We start from the raw sequence: 17,197 nt of genomic DNA, 5'->3' as shown, positions 1-17,197 counted from the left end.
AGATAGAGGAATGCCTGCTTTACCATACCATCAACTTGCCTGAAACATGCCTGCCGTCTTCGGAGGTGGCCCTGACGATGTATATGCCGGCCCGCAGACGCTGCAGCGGCATGGTATGGCTACGGGTATGGGTGCCGGAGCTGCGGTATACCTGTCTGCCGATGGCGTCATATACCTGTAGCACCACCGGCTCAGATGCGTCCATCCGCGCCACGGCGACGGCGCCCCTGTCGGCCGGGTTCGGATACACCGCCAGCGTCAGGGCAGCTTCTGGCGCGGGGAGTGCGCCGGTGTTGCCGCTTACCTGCTCCAGCAGGTATAACCCGCCGCCCTGCGTGCCGATGACAAGGTATAGCGTGTTTTCTCCCCCTAACGCAGCCGTTGTGATGCTCTGTCCTTTGCCGAAACGCGTTGCCTGAGTGGCGCCCAGCAGCTCGTTCTCCAGCACTTCTGTTTCAGCGGTTAACGCATCGCCCTGTAAAGCGGCCGCTATATTGCGGTATACACGCAGGGTGCCGCTTTCGTCTGTAGTCAGCAAATCAGGTATACCGTCGCCGTCTACGTCGGCGGTGGCAGGGTATAAAAAGCGGCGCGCATAATCTTGTGTCACATCCCCGAAGGAGGCGATTTCTTCTGTAAACACAGGTGCCGCCATTGTACCGGTATTGCGGTAAAAGAGCAGGCTGCCGTCGCTTTTGCCCAGCAGCAGGTCCAGGTCGCCATCAGTGTCGGCGTCTACCAAAGCGGACGCGGCATTTTCGGAAATGGCCTGCAGCTGCTGCACGTCCTTAAAATCATACTGCGCCCGCTGGCCTTTGGTAGCTTTGTTAGGTATAAAACTGATGCGGGTGGAGTTGGCTTGCGCGGTTTTATACGTCAGCACCAGGTCTGTGGCACCGTCGCCGTTTATATCGGCAAAGGCAGGCTTCAGGTTGAAAAGATTCGCCTGCTGCAGGCCCAGGTAATCGTAGTCTTCTACCGCGAAGGCGGGAGAAGTGGAGGTGCCGGTATTGCGGTAAAAGCGCAGCGAGGCGCTATACATATTCCCATGCGGCGCGGCCACGTTGCCGACCAGCATATCCAGGTCGCCATCGGCGTCGATATCGGCGAAGGCAGGAAAAGCCCCATCGCCCACGTCTATCATCTGCCCCTGCAGGAAATCGTCCTGTATAAACTGGAATTCGGGCTGGTTGGCTGCGCCTGCGTTACGGTAAAGCCAGGTCGAATTCTCATAGTTCACTCCCTGCACGATACCCTGCGCTGCCTGGGGTGCCACGAGCATATCCGGTATGCCGTCAAAGGTAACATCCTCGTAGTATGCTGCCGGGAAACCCGTAAACGCCACGGGGGTAGCCGCCGGGAAGGCAGGCAGAAAGCTGGTCATCTCCGCATTTTCAACGGTGCCTTCGTTTTCCATCAGCACTAGATTATTGCACTGCACGCCGCTCATCACCAGATCCTTGTCGCCATCGGCGTTCATATCTAACAATAGCAGCGCGGAGCCGTCGTGGCCGGTATGCTGCGGTGCCGCCACCCGGCAGAAAGCGCTAAACAGGTAGTTGTTGCAGCCAGTGCACTCCGTAATTCTGCCCCACCAGTTGGTCTGCTGCACAAACTGCAGGGTGCCGCACGCCAGGTTCTCCTCGGCCTGTTGGTTGCGGTAAAGCTCCAGGGTATAGCCTCCGGAAAACTCTGCGATCAGCACATCCAGATCGCCGTCGTTATCAATGTCTGTGATGGCAGGGATATCAACACTCAGCATCTGCAAGTTTATATGATTGTTGTTATAAAACAGCGCCTCTTCCGCGAGCGAAAACTGCAGTTGCCCCTGCGTGGCTGCCTCCTGCCTGTATACCTTGATGCCGAGCGGGCTGCTGGTGAAAATATCCTTCAGGCCGTCGCAATTGTAGTCGCGCAGCAGCACCCAGCTCTCCAGCTCCGCCGGGAAAAACACCTCATACGCAGGTGCATACTGATACTGCCACTTCCCGTTTTGCTGCACGGCCAGCCAGGTATACACTTTTTGCAGTTGCCTGTCGAAGATAAAAAGATCCTCCTGCCCATCCTTGTTCAGGTCGATGGTGGAAAACTGCGGGGTGTTGAGGCCACCGCTCCAGGGGGCAGACAGTGGCTTGCCTGGCGCTGCCACAGGCACATCGTGCCGGAACCGGAACTTGAACGGCTCCTGTTGCTGGGCTACAGCTGCTGCCAGGGTGCAAAATGTAAGGCATAAAAGGGAGAGGTACTTCTTCATGGTAAAGAGCTGAGGCGGCTGCCAGGCCAGTGCTTTATTTAGACAGCGACTCCCACAGGGCTATAGCTTTTAAGGTTTTGAATGTATATTGCCACTGTGGAGGGCCCACTCTTTTAAGAGCATGTTTAAATTTCGTTTTTGGAAGCGAAAGTTGTTCAGGAAGGGTTCTGGCGAAGCGTTTTTTGAGCCGCATAGCAGCGCTATGGGGCGATAAAAAGGTGAAGTCAGGTTCCTTTATGAACAATTTGCAGCCCAAATATGAATTTTAAACATGCTCTAAGAACGGACGCCTTGCCAAACGTGTATCACCGAAGTTAAAATTACGCATTTCATGCAGAACAACATCGCCTACTTATACCAAAAGTACCTGGAGTGCCGCCACGTCAGCACCGACTCCCGCGCCACCCAAGAGCAGAGCCTGTTTTTTGCCCTGAACGGCCCGAATTTTAAAGGGGCAAAGTTTGCCGTGGCCGCGCTGGAGAAAGGGGCAAAATACGCTGTGGTAGACGACCCCGCCCTGGCGGCAGACAATGTGCTTGTGGTGGACGACACCCTGCAGGCGCTGCAGGAACTGGCCCGGCACCACCGCCAGCAGCTGAGTATACCGGTCGTAGGTATAACAGGCTCTAACGGCAAGACAACATCCAAAGAGTTGATCTATGCCGTGCTGAGCCGGAAGTTTAACACGCTGTATACCCAAGGCAACCTGAACAACCATATCGGCGTGCCGCTCACGCTGCTGCGCATAACCCCGGAGCATGAGATGGCCATCATCGAGATGGGCGCCAACCACATCGGGGAAATCGCCCTGCTCTGCAGCATCGCGCAGCCCACCCACGGCCTGATCACCAACATCGGCAAGGCGCACCTCGAGGGCTTCGGCAGTTTGGAGGGCGTGGCGCGTGGCAAGAGCGAGTTATACATGCATCTGCTCAACGCAGGCGGCACCGTGTTCATCAACACCGGAAACGAGCACCTGATGCGCATGAGCCGCCGTATCGAACACAAAGTCACGTATCCAGCCCCCGGCGACTACTACCACAGTGAGCTGCTGGAGGCCTCGCCATACGTGGTATACCGCGATGAGGCGGGGAACGAGGTGCAGACCCAGTTGGTAGGCAGCTACAACTATGAGAACATGGCGGCGGCGGCCTGTATCGGCAAGTATTTTGGCGTGCCGCTGCAAGAGGCAAACGCAGCAATTGCCGGGTATAGCCCCGAGAACAACCGCTCGCAGGTACTGCAGAAAGGCAGTAACACGATTATCCTGGACGCTTACAATGCCAACCCAACCTCGATGGCTGCCGCCGTTCGCAACTTCGGGGCGATGCGCGCCCCCCGAAAGGTGGTGATACTCGGCGACATGTTTGAGATGGGCGAAGAGAGCGCCGCTGAGCACCGTGCCTTGGGAGAGGCCGTGGCGGAGCAGCCCTTCGATGCGGTGCTGCTGTGTGGCCAGGACATGCGCCATGCCGCGGCAGTAAGCAACGACTTCCTGTACTTTGAGACGAAGAATGCGTTGCAGCAGTGGCTGCAGGAGCACCCGGTGGCGGAGAGCTATGTGCTCGTGAAAGGCTCGCGCGGCATGGGCCTGGAAACGCTAGTGGAGGAGCTGTAAAACAACACTACGCGAATGGAAAAGAGACGCAAAATTTTGCGTCTCTTTTCCATTCGCGTAGAAAGTAAGCTGCCCCGGGTTTCTTGTCGCGATACGTGTGTCGTACTACTTGTGTCGATATTAAAACGGCGAGTCAAAATGGCTCAGATGCGGCAGTACCTCGTCTTTTGGCGAGACCAGCGGGGCGTCTATACCCCAGTCGATGCCCAGGGCCGGGTCGTTCCAGAGGATGCCTCCCTCTGTGGCAGGGGCATAGAAATCGGTGCACTTGTAAAGGAAGGTCGTGTTGTCTTCCAGCGCTACAAAGCCATGCGCAAAGCCCTCCGGTATAAAGAACACGTTGTGCTTTCCCGCATCCAGCACGCAGGCCACATGCTGGCCAAACGTAGCGGAACCCTTGCGCAGGTCCACGGCCACATCCAGCGCTTTGCCCGTGGTAACGCGCACCAGTTTGGCCTGCGCGTGCGGAGGCTTCTGAAAATGCAGCCCGCGCAGCACACCCTTCCCCGAAACCGACTGGTTGTCCTGCACAAAAGCGGGCTGCTTGCCAAAGAGCTCGAACCACTTCATGCTGAAGGTCTCTAAAAAATACCCCCGGTCGTCTCTGAAAACGCGCGGCAAAAACTCAATAAGGCCTTCGATGTGGAAAAGATTATGTTCCATGTTTGTCTCTGTTGGTCTGTTTTAGGCGAAGCTCTCTCTGCTCCGGGTTTATATATGAATTTTGGATAACTGAATTTTGAATAATTGAATTTGAGGAATCAAGTTCTGTATTCATTTATTCAAAAGTCAGTCATTCAAAATTGTCTGTATCGCTTGCAGGTATTTTCCGATCACGATGCGGTCGTCGAAGCGGGTGGCCGCTAACTGCCGGCTGGCTTCGCCCATTTTTTTCAACTCGCCGTCGCTTCGCTGCAGCATCTGCACCATTTTATCGGCCAGGTCGTCTGCGCTGCGCACGCGGCAAAGATAGCCATTAATCCCATGCTGCACCACCTCCCTGCAGCCCGGCACGTTGGTCGCGATCAGGGGCTTGCCCATGGCAGCGGCCTCCAGCAGGGTGCGCGGCGTGCCTTCGCGGTATGAGGGCAGCACCACGCAGTCCGCGTGGCGCACCACGTTGGCCACCGCATCGGTCGTGCCGAGGTATTCTAGCACGCCGGAGGCCAGCCATGCTTCCAGTTGCCGCCGCCGCACGCCCGACCGGCTCTGCTCATCCACCTGCCCCAGCAACTGGCACCTGACCTGCGGATACTTCCCTTGCACCAGCTTGCAGGCCCGCACGAACTCCGCGATACCCTTGTCGTACAGCACCCGCGCCACCATCAGGAAAGTGAAGGGCTCGTGCCGTTTGAACTCCCTGTCGGGCACAAATTCCTGCAGGTTTATCCCGGACCCGGGCAGCACCTCCGTAATATCGGGGCGCACCAGGTTGTTGCGCAAAAACAGCCTGCGGTCGTCCTGGTTCTGGAAAAAGACTTTAGCCGGATAGCGGAACGTCATTTTATAGAGGCGCAGCGCAATGCTGGAGATATAATCCCGTGTGATAAACACCGTGCCCAGCCCCGACACATTGTTGATGGCAGGTATACCGGCCCAGTGCGCCGCCACTGCCCCATAGATGTTCGGCTTGATGGTATAGTGCAGCAGCACCTGCGGCCGCACCTGCCGATAGGTTTTGTACAGGCGCCAGATGAGCCGGAGGTCTGTGAACGGGTTGGTGCCTTTCTCCATTTGCACCGGCACAAAACGGCACCCGGCCGCTACCAGGCGCTCAGAATACGCATCCCGGGGCGCGATGGCCACCACCTCATGCCCCTCCGCCAGCAGGGCCTTGATCAGGCTCATGCGGAAGTTATAGATATTCCAGGAAGTGTTGATAACAATGGCTATGCGCATAAAGGGGCAACCCTGTTCTCTGAGTGGTTTTGGGCTGGGCTAAAAAGTCGTAAGTTAGCCATTTTAGCAGAAGCATCAGAAAATTTCGAGTAAATTGCGGCAAATCTGTATCAACCCTAAAACTAACTCCTTATACCTATGCCACCTATCGCATTTCTGCATACCCACGTGCTGGTAGTCGTGCTTTTCCTGCTTCTCTTCACGGTAAAGGCGGTCCTCCTTTTCCTGAACAAGCGCGAGGCGCTGAACAGCGTAAGAAGCAAAACCAAGGTGCTTGACATGGTGTTCGGCACGCTCATCCTGCTCACTGGCGGCTACCTGCTGTTTTTGTACAACGGCGGCACGCCTACCTGGCTTATCGTGAAAATTGTGCTTGTGCTGGCGGCCATTCCGCTGGGCATCGTGGGCATCAAGCGCGAGAACAAGGCACTCACCGGCCTCTCCCTTTTTATTTTCCTGTATGTGTATGGCGTGGCAGAGACAAAGAGCCTGGCGATGCACAAAGACAAGCCTGCTGACCACCTCAGCACGGTAACGCCTGCGGCTGACGCTGTGGAAACCGGCGATGCCAGCCTCAACAATCCGACCGACAGCGCGCCCGAGGAGATCGTGGCCGCCCTGAGCGAGACGCAGTTGGCAAACACAAAAGCCATTTATACCCAGGTGTGCGCCAATTGCCATGGCTCCGACGGTGCCAAAGGCATGGGAGGGGCCACGAACTTAAAGGAAAGTAATTTGAGCCTTAACGACAGAATGATCGTTATTGAGAAAGGCCGCGGCCTGATGCCTGGCTTTGGCGACAAATTGACCCGGCAAGAGACCGAGGCTTTGGCCGCCTATACCACAACGCTGAAACAATCCAATTAATGGGGAAAAAGAATTTCTACGAAACCGCAAAGCCACAGGAGACTGCCGTGCTGGTTTCCGTGCCGAACTACCGGCAGACAGACGAGCAAACCGCCGAGTACCTCGATGAGCTTGCCTTTTTAACCGAAACGGCTGGCGCCGCCACCCTCAAGCGCTTCGTGCAGAAACTGGACAGACCGGACAGGGGGACCTTTGTGGGCAGCGGCAAGCTGGAGGAAATAAACGCCTATGTAAAGGAGCATGGCGTGGACATGGTTATCTTCGATGATGACCTGACCCCTTCGCAGGTGCGCAACATCGAGCGCGAGCTTGAGGTGAAAATTGTGGACCGCAGCCTGCTGATCCTGGATATCTTCGCGCTCCGGGCCAAAACGGCGCAGGCGCACGCCCAGGTCGAGATTGCGCAGTACCAATACCTGCTGCCCCGCCTCACCAACCTCTGGACGCACCTTTCCAAGCAAAAAGGAGGTATCGGCATGAAGGGACCGGGCGAGACGGAGATTGAGACGGACCGCCGTATTGTGCGGGAGAAAATATCCTTGCTGAAGGAGCGCCTCAAGAAGTTTGAAAAGCAGAACTTCGAGCAGCGCAAGGCCCGCTCGGGCATCGTGCGCGTGGCTCTGGTGGGGTATACCAACGTGGGCAAATCCACCCTGATGAACCTGCTCTCCAAATCGGAGGTGTTCGCCGAGAACAAGCTGTTCGCTACCGTGGATGCCACAGTGCGCAAGGTCGTGCTGAGCGATATCCCCTTCCTGCTCTCCGACACGGTAGGGTTCATCCGCAAGCTGCCAACCAAGCTGATCGAGTCGTTTAAGTCTACGCTGGATGAGATCCGGGAGGCGGATCTGCTGATGCACGTGGTGGACGTGTCGCATCCTTCGTTTGAAGACCACATCGCCGTGGTGAACGAGACGCTGAAAGACATTAATGCCGCCGAGAAACCGGTGTTGCTGGTGTTTAATAAGGTAGACCAGTACCTGCAGCAGCGGGAAGAGGAACTTACGGCAGAAGGCGCCGAGGTGCGCCCGTCTATTGAAGACCTGAAAGCCACGTATATGGCCAAGATGCATGCCCCCGCCTTGTTTGTGTCTGCCACAGACAAAATAAACATGGACGAGCTGCGCGATGAACTGCAACGCAGAGTGGCCGAACTCCATTACCAGCGTTACCCTAACAACGTATAAAAATGGAAACGCCAGCCTGCTGCTCTCACACGAAAGCAGCAGGCTGGCGTTTTTTATTTCCCGGGGGCAGCCTTAGCTACTATAGATTCTCCGGGATTTCTGAGTGGAGTATCTCGCCCTTCTCATCGGAGATAACAAGGTATACCGGCACTCCGAAACGAGCAGTATACAGCTGGTTTATACGCTTGTTGGCTTGCTGCGCATGCTTGATATGCGTGGCATCGCCGTTGTAGGAAGTGGGCTTCACTTGCAGCGCGTACTGCAGCTTGCCGTCCAGGTAGGCCTCGTAATCCACGGAGTAGTTGTGGCCCATTACGCCCGCCATTTTACGGAACTCCGCCTGAGGGTATACCCCCTGCAGCGTCTTCACGGTGTTTTGCTTGCGCAGGACCATGTCGTTCCAGGGTTTGAAAATCACCTCATACCGAACGTATTCAAAGCACTCTTCCAGGGAAAGGTCATGTTGCGCATCCTTCGCGCAATTTCGCACGGTCTCTGCGATTTGGTAAAGCCTTTCCCGTGTTCTGCCAAAATGAGTATTCAGGTTCTTTAGGTTCCAGTTGAGGCCGTGCACAAAGCTTTGGTCGTTCTTTATCAGCGACGTGTCTTGCAGGGTGGCCTGCGTAGGCGCGTCCCAGCGGGAAATGAGCACCTCCCGCTCTTCGCCGCTCCGGTAATAAAATGCCTCCCACTCTTCCGTATGCATAAAAGGCTTCAGCTCTACGAGCGTGGCCACATCCCCTACTGACCAGGAATCATTGAGCATCAAATCATTCAAGATGCTATGTGTTAAGCTTAACTTCGTCGCGTCTAGCGACAAATCAAATTCTGTATCCATGACTGTTTCAACTATAGCGAGGCAGACTTTCTCCCTACCGCGCTTTATTCCTTCTACTAACTCTATACCTCTTCAGGCCCTTATTTATGCAGCCCTCTCCTCACGCCCGGCTTTCGGGTTTAGCCTGGCTGTTATTAGCGCGTATCCCGCGTCGTGCTGGAATCATGCGGTATGGCTGCTGACTTGCTGCAGTATAGCAATACCGATCTCCAGTGTTGCATTTCAAAAGCTTACTGCCAATTACTGTGCCTTTTTTCAATCCGCTTCAGTTCCTCAGTGTGTAGAGGCTTCCTCTAGCTACGCCAACAAGGACAAATCTATGTATCGTCCTAAAAAAACTCAACTCTGCAACACCTATAAAATGCTATATCCATTTCTTTGCTTATAGCGCAAGTGCGTGCCAGGGCTACTGAGATGCATAAAGTGATTTTTCAAACATCCGAAATAAACGAATGTAATTCTAATAGCAAAGTTCTTTATAAATTTAATTTTTAGCAATAACGCCTCCTTTATATAGCGCTAATTCTATCTACTATCACGCTATGAGCCAAAACAGCTTTTGGTCTGGCAAAATGGGGCCGTCCCCGCAGCGCCTGCCGGCACAACCATTTACTTCTTGTTTCAGTAAGTAGCAATGCCATAGCTGTTGCATTGCCTGCAGCCGGGCATGTATACAACCGATACCGTATGAAAACGCTATATATTTTGCGGCACGCTAAATCGAGCTGGAAGTTTGAAGAACTCAGTGACCATGATCGGCCGCTTAGCAAGCGCGGTCGTAGCGACGCACCGCTGATGGGCCAGGAACTGTCTGCCCGGGGCGTGAACCCCACCCTCATCATCTCCAGCCCGGCGGTACGGGCTCTGACCACCGCCACGCTCGCGGGCAAAGAGATGGGCTACGACCCCGACGACATAGCAGTGGACGAGCGTATATATGGCGCTGGGAAAGAAGACCTGCTGGAAGTAGTGCGCCAGACTGCTGACGATGTGAAACACCTAATGTTGGTGGGCCATAACGAGGCCATATCCGAGTTTGCCAATATGCTGTCGCCCCAGCACGTGGGCAGCATGCCCACCGCAGGCGTGATCGGCCTGGAGTTTGACTGCGACACATGGGCGGAAATCAAGAAGGAAAACGCCAACATGCTGTTTTACGACTTCCCGAAGAACTACAAATAACCCCGACAGGCCACCTACACGGCTGCCCGGGAAGCTTACCACCCAACATGGAAAAAGAGAAAGAAGAGAAAGCCACACCCCATTACCCCCTGATAGACCGGGAGCTGAGCTGGCTTGCCTTTAACTACAGAGTATTGCAGGAGGCAAAGGACCCACGCGTACCCCTGCTCGAGCGCATCAAGTTCATGGCCATTTTCTCGTCAAACCTCGACGAGTATTTTAAAGTGCGCGTCGCCACGCTGAAGCGCTTGATAAAGCTTGGGGAGAAGACCCGCAAGAAACTGCACGAGGACCCTTCTGAAACATTTGGGCAGGTAATGCAGGAGGTGAGGCGCCAGCAGGAAGAGTTTGGCCTTGTCTTCCGGGAGGGAATACAGAAGGGGTTGCGGGAGCACGACATCCACCTGGTAACCGAGCACGACCTGAACCCCGAACAGGAGGAGTGGGTGCACGCCTACTTCGAAGAGACGCTTGCCCCCCTGCTGCTGCCCATCATCCTCGATGAGACCGAAACACAGCTTTTCCTGAAAGACCAGACCGTATACCTCGGCATCAAGATGTGGGAGCCCCAGACCGGGGAAAACTGCAAGCCGGAGCGCTTCGCGATGCTGGAGATACCGACCAAAAAGCACGGCAGCCGCTTCGTGAAGCTCCCCACAAAAGGGAAGCACCGCTTTGTGATGTTTATCGACGATGTGATACGCTTCTGCATGCCGCACCTGTTCCCGCAGTACCAGCGCTTCGACGCGCACGCGGTAAAAGTATCGCGCGATGCCGAGCTGGACATTGAGGAGGAGGTGTCGGGTAACTTGATGGCCAAGATCCGGAAGAGCCTCAAGAAGCGCGAGACCGGCTATCCGGCCCGCCTGCTTTACGACCCGGAGTCGCCGCAGGACCTACTGGACATGATGATGGCGCACACTGGCATTACGCAGGACGAGCTGATCGAGGGAAGTAAATACCACAACTTCCGCGACTTCTTCCAGTTCCCTGACTTTGACATGCCGAGCCTGAAGTACACGCCACAGCCTACCCTGGTGCATCCGCAACTGGAGCATGAGCCAAGCTTGCTGGCCGCCATGCAAAAGCAGGATTACCTGGTGCATTACCCCTACCAGTCGTTCGACTATGTGCTGCGCCTTTTCAATGAGGCAGCCGAAGACCCGAAAGTAACCGCCATGAGCGCCACCCTATACCGTGTGGCCGACAAATCGGCCATCGCCAAGGCCCTGGCCAAGGCCGCGAAGAACGGGAAGCTGGTGACGGTGGTGGTAGAGCTGAAAGCCCGCTTCGACGAAGAGTCGAACATTTTCTGGGCGGGCAAGCTGCAAAAGGCCGGGGCAAACGTCATCTTCGGGGCCCCCGACCTGAAAGTGCACTCCAAACTGGGCCTGATTACCCGTAACGAGAACGGCAAGCTGGTTAACTATGCATACCTGAGCACCGGAAACTACAACGAGGACACCTCGGCCATATATGCCGACCATGCCCTCTTCACCTCAGATTTGCGCCTGACGCGGGATGTAGAGCAGGTATTCAACTTTTTTGTGGATCACCAGCCGGACAAAGAGTTCAAGCACCTGCTGATGGCCCCGCTCAACATGCGGCAGCAGTTCGTCAGGATGATTGACCGGGAAATAGCAAACGCCAAGAAAGGCCTGCCCGCCCGCATGATCCTGAAGATGAACGCCCTGCAGGACGAGCGCATGATCGAGAAACTTTATACCGCGAGCCAGGCCGGTGTGGAGATAGAGCTATTGGTGCGCGGCATTTGCTGCCTGGTGCCCGGCGTGCCCGGCGTGAGCGAGAATATACGCGTGCGCAGCATCGTGGACCGCTATCTGGAGCATGCCCGTGTCTACATCTTCCATAACAACGGGCAGGAGCAATACTATGTCGCCTCTGCCGACTGGATGACACGCAACCTGAACCGCCGGGTGGAAGTAGCCTTCCCGCTGTTGCAGCCGCACCTGGTAGAGCAGGTCCGCACCATCATCGATCTTCAGCTGGCCGACAACACCAAAGCGCGGGATGTGGACAACAACTATATCCAGGTTTCTCCTTCAACTGAGATGCGCTCGCAGTTCGCCACGTACGAGTACCTCCGCAGCCTGGTGCCGGAAGGCATGAAGCCAACCCGGGACAAGGCCGAATAAATAGACAAACCACACCAAAAAGGGGCAGGCGATCATCGATCGCCTGCCCCTTTTTGGTGTTACCGCCCTCAGGCTTTGGTGCTACTTTCTATTTGTCCAGCTGCGTGGTGGCACCAGGTATAGCTCTACGCTCACGTAGCCTGCCCCTGCCAGGTCATTCTTTATCAGCTCATCCCTGGACCCGATCTCATCAAAAACCCTGTTACGGTAATACTGCCGGAAGCCGCCTTCCACGGCAAACCACAGAAAGTCATACACTTCGCGCTCCATGCGCGCCAGCGCCTTGATGTCTGTGCGGCGCAGCTCTAAATCCTTGTACTGCGCGAGCGGGCCCTCGTCTACAAACAGGTTGTAGCTGGCTCCCTCCAACCGGTAGCCGGCATAGAACAGTGTTTTCTCGTTCGCGTTGTAGCGCACACGGATATTTGCCGGGAAGATAGACTCCACACCCCACTCCGGCGTGAAGTTCCGGTTGTACAGGATGCCCGGGTAGACGTTTTTCCGCCCAAATGTATACCCCAGCTGCGCCCCAACGCCAATCGCGTAGTCAGGGCTCTTCTTCCAGCCATACGCCAGGTCCACAGTGGTTTTGAGATAATCGGCAATGCTGATGTCATCATGGGTATAATCGCCGTTCAACTCGCCTTTCACCCGAATGAGGTAAAAGCGACGATCATCCATCGAGTGCAGGTAAGCCAGTTGCAGGCCAATACTCTTCAGGTCCTTATCTTCCAGGTAGCTGTAGGGTGGGTATGAGCTTGGGGTCACGTTGTCGAAGTTAAATTCCTCCAATTTGTAATCGAACCCCAAAATCACCTTGGTCTGCGGCTTGTTTACGAGCGGCGCAAGGGCGCGCACAAAGAACTTATTGTTGCGGCGCACGTGGGCGCTGCCGTTTCCCAACCGCGGGTCGTCAGACTTCGAGTCGATATCGAACTGTGGCAAGCGCTCGTAACCGATCACCAGACCGCGGGGCTTCCCCATACCGCGCACGGCTGGCGATGCGTAATCGATCACATCGCTGATCTCCTCGACTTTGCTATCTTGCGCCTGGGCCTGCTGTACCATACCCAATAAAGCCAGCACATAAGGGAGTAGTTTTATTTTCTTCATAGTTTTTCAGAGTTGAGCGGGTCGCTTTCAGAAAGCAATGCTTTTGAAAACGACCTCTACTTATAAATTATACTGTTTTTATTTTGTTTTGTGTTAAAAAAAGAAGCCAAAATTTAGCATCGCCAGTTTGTCATCTTCTCCGATGGCATACGTGAGCGAGAAAACGGTGCGGTTCAGCAAGTCGACCCACACGCCGCCGCCATACCCGGTATGCAGGCTGCGCAGGAAAGAAGCCCTCGGCTCCCCGTCGTAGTATACCCGCCCGGCGTCTATCAGGCCCAGCACCCCGATTTTGCCAGGGGTGAGAAAGAGGCTAAAGTCGAAGAGCTGAATACGGGTCTCTGCGTTGGCAAACAGGCTGCTGCGGCCCGAAAAGCGCGTTCTCCGGTAGCCCCGCAGGTTGGAGGTGCCGCCCAGCGTATTTGCCTGGTAAAACCGGAAATCGCCGAAGTTGTGGGCTGCCCCGATCCTGCCTGCCCACGTTAACTGGAGCGGGAAGTTAGGGCTGATGTAAAACCTGAACTCAGAGCTGAGGTTGGTATAGCTGAGGCGCTCCCCGTCGAGTTGCTGGTTGTAACTGATCCGGTTGTAAAAGCGCATCCCGATGCGCGGGTTGGCCTCTGTGCTGTTCCCGGCCCCGATCACGTCCAGGTTGGCGTAGGCAGCGGCCCCGGCGTAGTGCTGTGGGTCAAACGTGCTGCTCTCCAGATTATATGTGCCTGCTTCTAGGCGGCCCGCACGCGCCTCGTTGAGCAGAAAGTTGTCCTGCTCCGGTGTCTCCACCTGAAAGCGCTCATACGTGGGCCCTATGCCTACTTTCAGGAAGTTCGTGACGTCCTTGTATAGGGAGGCATCCAGGGAGAGGCGCCTGTAACGCACCCGGTAATAGCTGTCGTCGGAGTCGGAGATTTGTTGCGTCTCGTTGCCGAAGCCGTAGAAGTTGCGCTGGTACTGCGGCCCCTGCACGGCACTGTTCAGCGCCAGGCTCCAGTCGCCCACCACTTTGCGCACATCGGCGGTATAACGGATGTTGAATGACTTGGTGAGGAAAGCGAAATTTGCCTCCAGCAGGTGCTGCGACGCGTACGGCGCCTTTCTGAACTTCTGGGTGCGCAACAGCATACCTGCCCCCAAAAACAGCCCGTCGTCTACGTTATACTCTGCCGAGAGGCGAGGCCCCACATAGGGCAGCTTGTAATTGTCGCGGTCGTAGCGGGTGACTTCCTCCTTGGCGCTGGTCTTGTCCCGGCTCACGGGCCCAAACGCAATCTCGTTACCGGTGTTGGTGTCGTAGATCACGGTATACTTTTTCGGTCCCCGCACGCTGGAGTTGTCCACGATCTCGTCCTCGTCGCCGCCGCCAATGATGCGCACCACAATGCTTTTGTCCACGTCGCCCGTGATCACGAATTCATCCTCGCCGTCTCGGCCGTAAATGCGGATCTCTTTTGTCTCGTTGGTAAAAAAGGCACGGCTATAGATTTCCTTCAGCACCTCCCCCTCTTTCGAGATTTTGTATCCCGTTACCTGCACCTGCTCGTCGTTCAGTCGGGTAACCTCAAAGCGCTCGTGCTTGTCGCTGCCCGATATATCCACGTACTGCGCCAGAAAGTCGTAGTACTCTTCGGCCACCTGAGGCAGCGCGTCTCTTCTGGCGCTGAGCTTTGCGGCTGTCTCGGGCCCGGAAAGCGCCCGCACACTGTCGGGCCACTGCCGGATCGCCTCCTGAATCACCTCGTCCGTTACGTTGGCCTTGATGTCCTGCGCTATCCGGAGCCAGTCGGCGCGGGTGGCGCGGGAGGTGAAGGTCCGGTCGAGGGTGAGGGCGCTCAGGTTCAACCCGATCACATCGGTAAACTCATACCCGAAGTTCTGCACGTTCCGGACGCCCCACTTGCGGGTGGCCAGCCACGGCAGCACCCCGTCCACCTTAAAGAAAGCCATGTCGCGGTCTTCGGGCACGGGGGTATACAGCTTACCTTTCTCGTTCTTCTTCTTTTCCTCTACCCAGCGCCACTGCCCCTCGTGGCGGTCCCAGTCGCCGACGAGCATATCCAGCAGGCGCGCGCGCACAAACTCCAGTTGGTCGACCTCGTTGTCGTTGTCGTCTTCCAGCTCATCCAACAGCTTCTCGGTGCCCACCAGGTTCTCGGCGTAACCCAGGCTGGCGGTTTCCTCATGGTTCTCGTCTGCGTCCTCTTCCAGAAAGGCGAGCGTGTTGCCAAACTCATCAATGTACTGGCGCAGGTATGGCGTATTCGGGATGTAAACCAGCTTCGGGTTGGTATGGAAAACGCCCGCCGCATCGGCCAGGGGGGGTATGACCAGCGCACCGTAAGGGTGCTGGGCCGAAATCTGGTCCTGCAGCAGGGTGCGTGCCGCCGTTTCCTGCAGGTATTCTGGTAGTGCGTTGGTGGGGTCTTTGTCGATGGTGCGCAGCGTGTATTCCCTGGCATCGGGGTTGCGTACCTTCAGCGAGGCCGTTTGCTTGCCGCCACCCTTCTGGTAGGGCGTCAGGCCGTCGAACTCATTTTTCATGTCCAGCAGCGGCACTTCCACCGGGGCGGCCCATACCTTGCGGTAATGCTCGCCCAGCAGCTTCCGCCTGAGGCCGGAAACCTGATAGTTGGCGTTGGCGCTCAGGGTAATGGTGCTGTCGGCGTAGTTGGTGTTGTCTGTAACCAGCGGCACTTCCTTGCGCGGCTTCTTGGCATAGAGCGGCGTGCGGTACGATATCTTGCCGGTGTCGCCTTTGCCTTCAGGCACCCAGTACTCCACCCAGCTCTCACCGTTCTCGTAGTACACCACCTTGGCAAAGCCCTTTACCTTCTCCACGTAGCTCACGTTGCCGCCCGGCTTTATATACTGCACCTTGCAGCCGGATCCGCTCACGATGTGGGCCAGCTTGTTGTGCTTAAAGTACTCCAGGGCGTGCTCGTGGCCCGCCGCATACACAATGTTGTCGTATTTATCGAAGATGTTGAGCAGGCCCTCGATATAAGCTTGGTATCGGGGATGCGGGATATCCTCCAGAATGCCGCCGTATTTTCGGGCGAAGGGGTATATGGAGCCGATGATGGGCAACGGGACGTAAATCCAGTCGCGCAGCATGGTAAGCGGGAAGAAGTGATCTTTCAGGGAGAAAAATCCGCCGTGGGCTCCCCTGCTCATCAGTGGGTGATGGCCAACTACCAGAATGTCGCTGCCGCTGTTCTTCTCGATGATATCCTCAAGCTGCACCAGGAAATCGACTTCGGTGGACGCGCCACAATGCGTGTTGTCGCCATACGGGCGGTCGAAGGGGTGCAGCCACCACTCAGAGTCGATGGCGATCAGCACCAGGTCGTCGCTGATCTTCACCTCGTAGGGGCCGGGGCAGCCGTCGCCGGGCACAAAGAAGTCGCCGCCTGTCACAATGTTCTCGTCCGTCAGGTACTCGTTCACATACCGCTGTTCCCGCAGGATGGCATCGATGCCGCCACGGCCACTGTGGTTCCAGTCGTGGTTGCCCGGGATCATGTACTTCTCGCCGGGGTAGCCTTTCAGGATGTCGAGCTGGGCGTTCAGGCGCTTTTCTGACACCTCGCGGTCGTACGCGTCGGGCTCCGGCAAGCCGTTGAAGTACACGTTGTCGCCCAGAAAGATCGTGGCGCTCTGCAGGCCGGCCTCCTCCATCTGCTTCCGCATGAGCAGCATGGACGGCTCGCCGTCAAGCTCTGGGGCCCCAACGTCTCCGATCAGAAAAACGGTATAAAGCACTTTGTTGTCCGGGTCCGGAACGTCCTGCTCCCAGTCCGAGGCTTCGCGGCTGTAGAAAGGCTGGTTGGCAACACAGGCCGTAAGGGTAGTGCATAAAAGGACCTGCCAGATTGGGTGAAAGCACAGGCGGCACCATTTAAGTAAATGTTGGGTCATAGAGTATCAGAGTCTTTATAGTATTGCTGCCAAGGCGATAGGAGGTGCGCTGCAAACCACAGAAAGGAGGCCAAGCCCCTGCCCGAATGCTTGCGCAACCCCTGAGCCTCTGCGGTATACCGGTCGGGCGACGCGGGTATAGCAAGACTGAAGTTCATAAACGTGGCG

Annotated in this window: 11 protein-coding genes; 5 read left to right on the top strand and 6 right to left on the bottom strand. The window is 56.2% G+C overall.

Going from position 1 to position 17,197, the window contains the following annotated elements:
- Window positions 1-19 precede the first annotated feature (19 nt).
- Window positions 20-2,254, bottom strand: a complete 2,235-nt coding sequence (locus MKJ04_RS11595; RefSeq protein WP_241641804.1) for a T9SS type A sorting domain-containing protein — start codon at window positions 2,252-2,254, stop codon at window positions 20-22.
- A gap of 331 nt (window positions 2,255-2,585) precedes the next feature.
- Between MKJ04_RS11595 and MKJ04_RS11590 the strand changes: the two genes are divergently transcribed.
- The gene (locus MKJ04_RS11590) at window positions 2,586-3,872 is read left to right on the top strand and encodes a UDP-N-acetylmuramoyl-tripeptide--D-alanyl-D-alanine ligase (RefSeq protein WP_241641803.1); all 1,287 of its coding nucleotides are present in this window, start codon (window positions 2,586-2,588) and stop codon (window positions 3,870-3,872) included.
- Window positions 3,873-3,992: 120 nt separating this feature from the next.
- Here the strand turns inward: MKJ04_RS11590 and rfbC are convergent, their stop codons facing one another.
- Window positions 3,993-4,535: a dTDP-4-dehydrorhamnose 3,5-epimerase gene (gene rfbC, locus MKJ04_RS11585; protein ID WP_241641802.1), complete on the bottom strand. Its 543-nt coding sequence runs from the start codon at window positions 4,533-4,535 to the stop codon at window positions 3,993-3,995.
- A gap of 126 nt (window positions 4,536-4,661) precedes the next feature.
- Complete coding sequence (locus MKJ04_RS11580; protein ID WP_241641801.1) at window positions 4,662-5,771, bottom strand: glycosyltransferase family 4 protein; 1,110 nt, start codon at window positions 5,769-5,771, stop codon at window positions 4,662-4,664.
- A 138-nt stretch (window positions 5,772-5,909) separates the two neighbouring features.
- On the opposite strand from MKJ04_RS11580, the gene MKJ04_RS11575 reads away from it, so the two are divergent.
- Together MKJ04_RS11575 and hflX are read left to right on the top strand one after the other, a co-directional pair.
- Window positions 5,910-6,638, top strand: a complete 729-nt coding sequence (locus tag MKJ04_RS11575) for a SirB2 family protein (RefSeq protein WP_241641800.1) — start codon at window positions 5,910-5,912, stop codon at window positions 6,636-6,638.
- Complete coding sequence (gene hflX / locus MKJ04_RS11570) at window positions 6,638-7,825, top strand: GTPase HflX (protein WP_241641799.1); 1,188 nt, start codon at window positions 6,638-6,640, stop codon at window positions 7,823-7,825. Before MKJ04_RS11575 ends, hflX begins: the two co-directional genes overlap by 1 nt.
- A gap of 79 nt (window positions 7,826-7,904) precedes the next feature.
- On the opposite strand, the gene MKJ04_RS11565 is transcribed toward hflX, so the two are convergent.
- Window positions 7,905-8,603, bottom strand: a complete 699-nt coding sequence (locus tag MKJ04_RS11565) for a hypothetical protein (RefSeq protein WP_241641798.1) — start codon at window positions 8,601-8,603, stop codon at window positions 7,905-7,907.
- Between the two features lie 747 nt (window positions 8,604-9,350).
- Here MKJ04_RS11565 and MKJ04_RS11560 point away from each other — a divergent pair.
- Both MKJ04_RS11560 and ppk1 read left to right on the top strand, forming a co-directional pair.
- Window positions 9,351-9,845 (top strand): SixA phosphatase family protein, encoded by a 495-nt coding sequence (locus tag MKJ04_RS11560; protein WP_241641797.1) that lies wholly within the window; start codon window positions 9,351-9,353, stop codon window positions 9,843-9,845.
- 47 nt (window positions 9,846-9,892) lie between these two features.
- The gene (gene ppk1, locus MKJ04_RS11555) at window positions 9,893-12,001 is read left to right on the top strand and encodes a polyphosphate kinase 1 (RefSeq protein WP_241641796.1); all 2,109 of its coding nucleotides are present in this window, start codon (window positions 9,893-9,895) and stop codon (window positions 11,999-12,001) included.
- Between the two features lie 81 nt (window positions 12,002-12,082).
- Here the strand turns inward: ppk1 and MKJ04_RS11550 are convergent, their stop codons facing one another.
- Both MKJ04_RS11550 and MKJ04_RS11545 read right to left on the bottom strand, forming a co-directional pair.
- On the bottom strand, window positions 12,083-13,114 hold the full coding sequence (locus MKJ04_RS11550; RefSeq protein WP_241641795.1) for a DUF6268 family outer membrane beta-barrel protein: 1,032 nt from the start codon (window positions 13,112-13,114) through the stop codon (window positions 12,083-12,085).
- 93 nt (window positions 13,115-13,207) lie between these two features.
- Window positions 13,208-17,029 (bottom strand): BamA/TamA family outer membrane protein, encoded by a 3,822-nt coding sequence (locus MKJ04_RS11545; RefSeq protein ID WP_241641794.1) that lies wholly within the window; start codon window positions 17,027-17,029, stop codon window positions 13,208-13,210.
- Window positions 17,030-17,197: the final 168 nt, after the last annotated feature.

Origin of the sequence: Pontibacter sp. E15-1, from assembly GCF_022601975.1 — a bacterium.
Lineage (GTDB): Bacteria > Bacteroidota > Bacteroidia > Cytophagales > Hymenobacteraceae > Pontibacter.
This window is presented reverse-complemented; position numbering and strand designations above follow the sequence as displayed.

Coding starts and splice junctions, on each gene's coding strand:
- MKJ04_RS11595 (WP_241641804.1), bottom strand. CDS start 2,254: ATGAAGAAGTACCTCTCCCTTTTATGCCTTACATTTTGCACCCTGGCA.
- MKJ04_RS11590 (WP_241641803.1), top strand. CDS start 2,586: ATGCAGAACAACATCGCCTACTTATACCAAAAGTACCTGGAGTGCCGC.
- rfbC (WP_241641802.1), bottom strand. CDS start 4,535: ATGGAACATAATCTTTTCCACATCGAAGGCCTTATTGAGTTTTTGCCG.
- MKJ04_RS11580 (WP_241641801.1), bottom strand. CDS start 5,771: ATGCGCATAGCCATTGTTATCAACACTTCCTGGAATATCTATAACTTC.
- MKJ04_RS11575 (WP_241641800.1), top strand. CDS start 5,910: ATGCCACCTATCGCATTTCTGCATACCCACGTGCTGGTAGTCGTGCTT.
- hflX (WP_241641799.1), top strand. CDS start 6,638: ATGGGGAAAAAGAATTTCTACGAAACCGCAAAGCCACAGGAGACTGCC.
- MKJ04_RS11560 (WP_241641797.1), top strand. CDS start 9,351: ATGAAAACGCTATATATTTTGCGGCACGCTAAATCGAGCTGGAAGTTT.
- ppk1 (WP_241641796.1), top strand. CDS start 9,893: ATGGAAAAAGAGAAAGAAGAGAAAGCCACACCCCATTACCCCCTGATA.
- MKJ04_RS11550 (WP_241641795.1), bottom strand. CDS start 13,114: ATGAAGAAAATAAAACTACTCCCTTATGTGCTGGCTTTATTGGGTATG.
- MKJ04_RS11545 (WP_241641794.1), bottom strand. CDS start 17,029: ATGACCCAACATTTACTTAAATGGTGCCGCCTGTGCTTTCACCCAATC.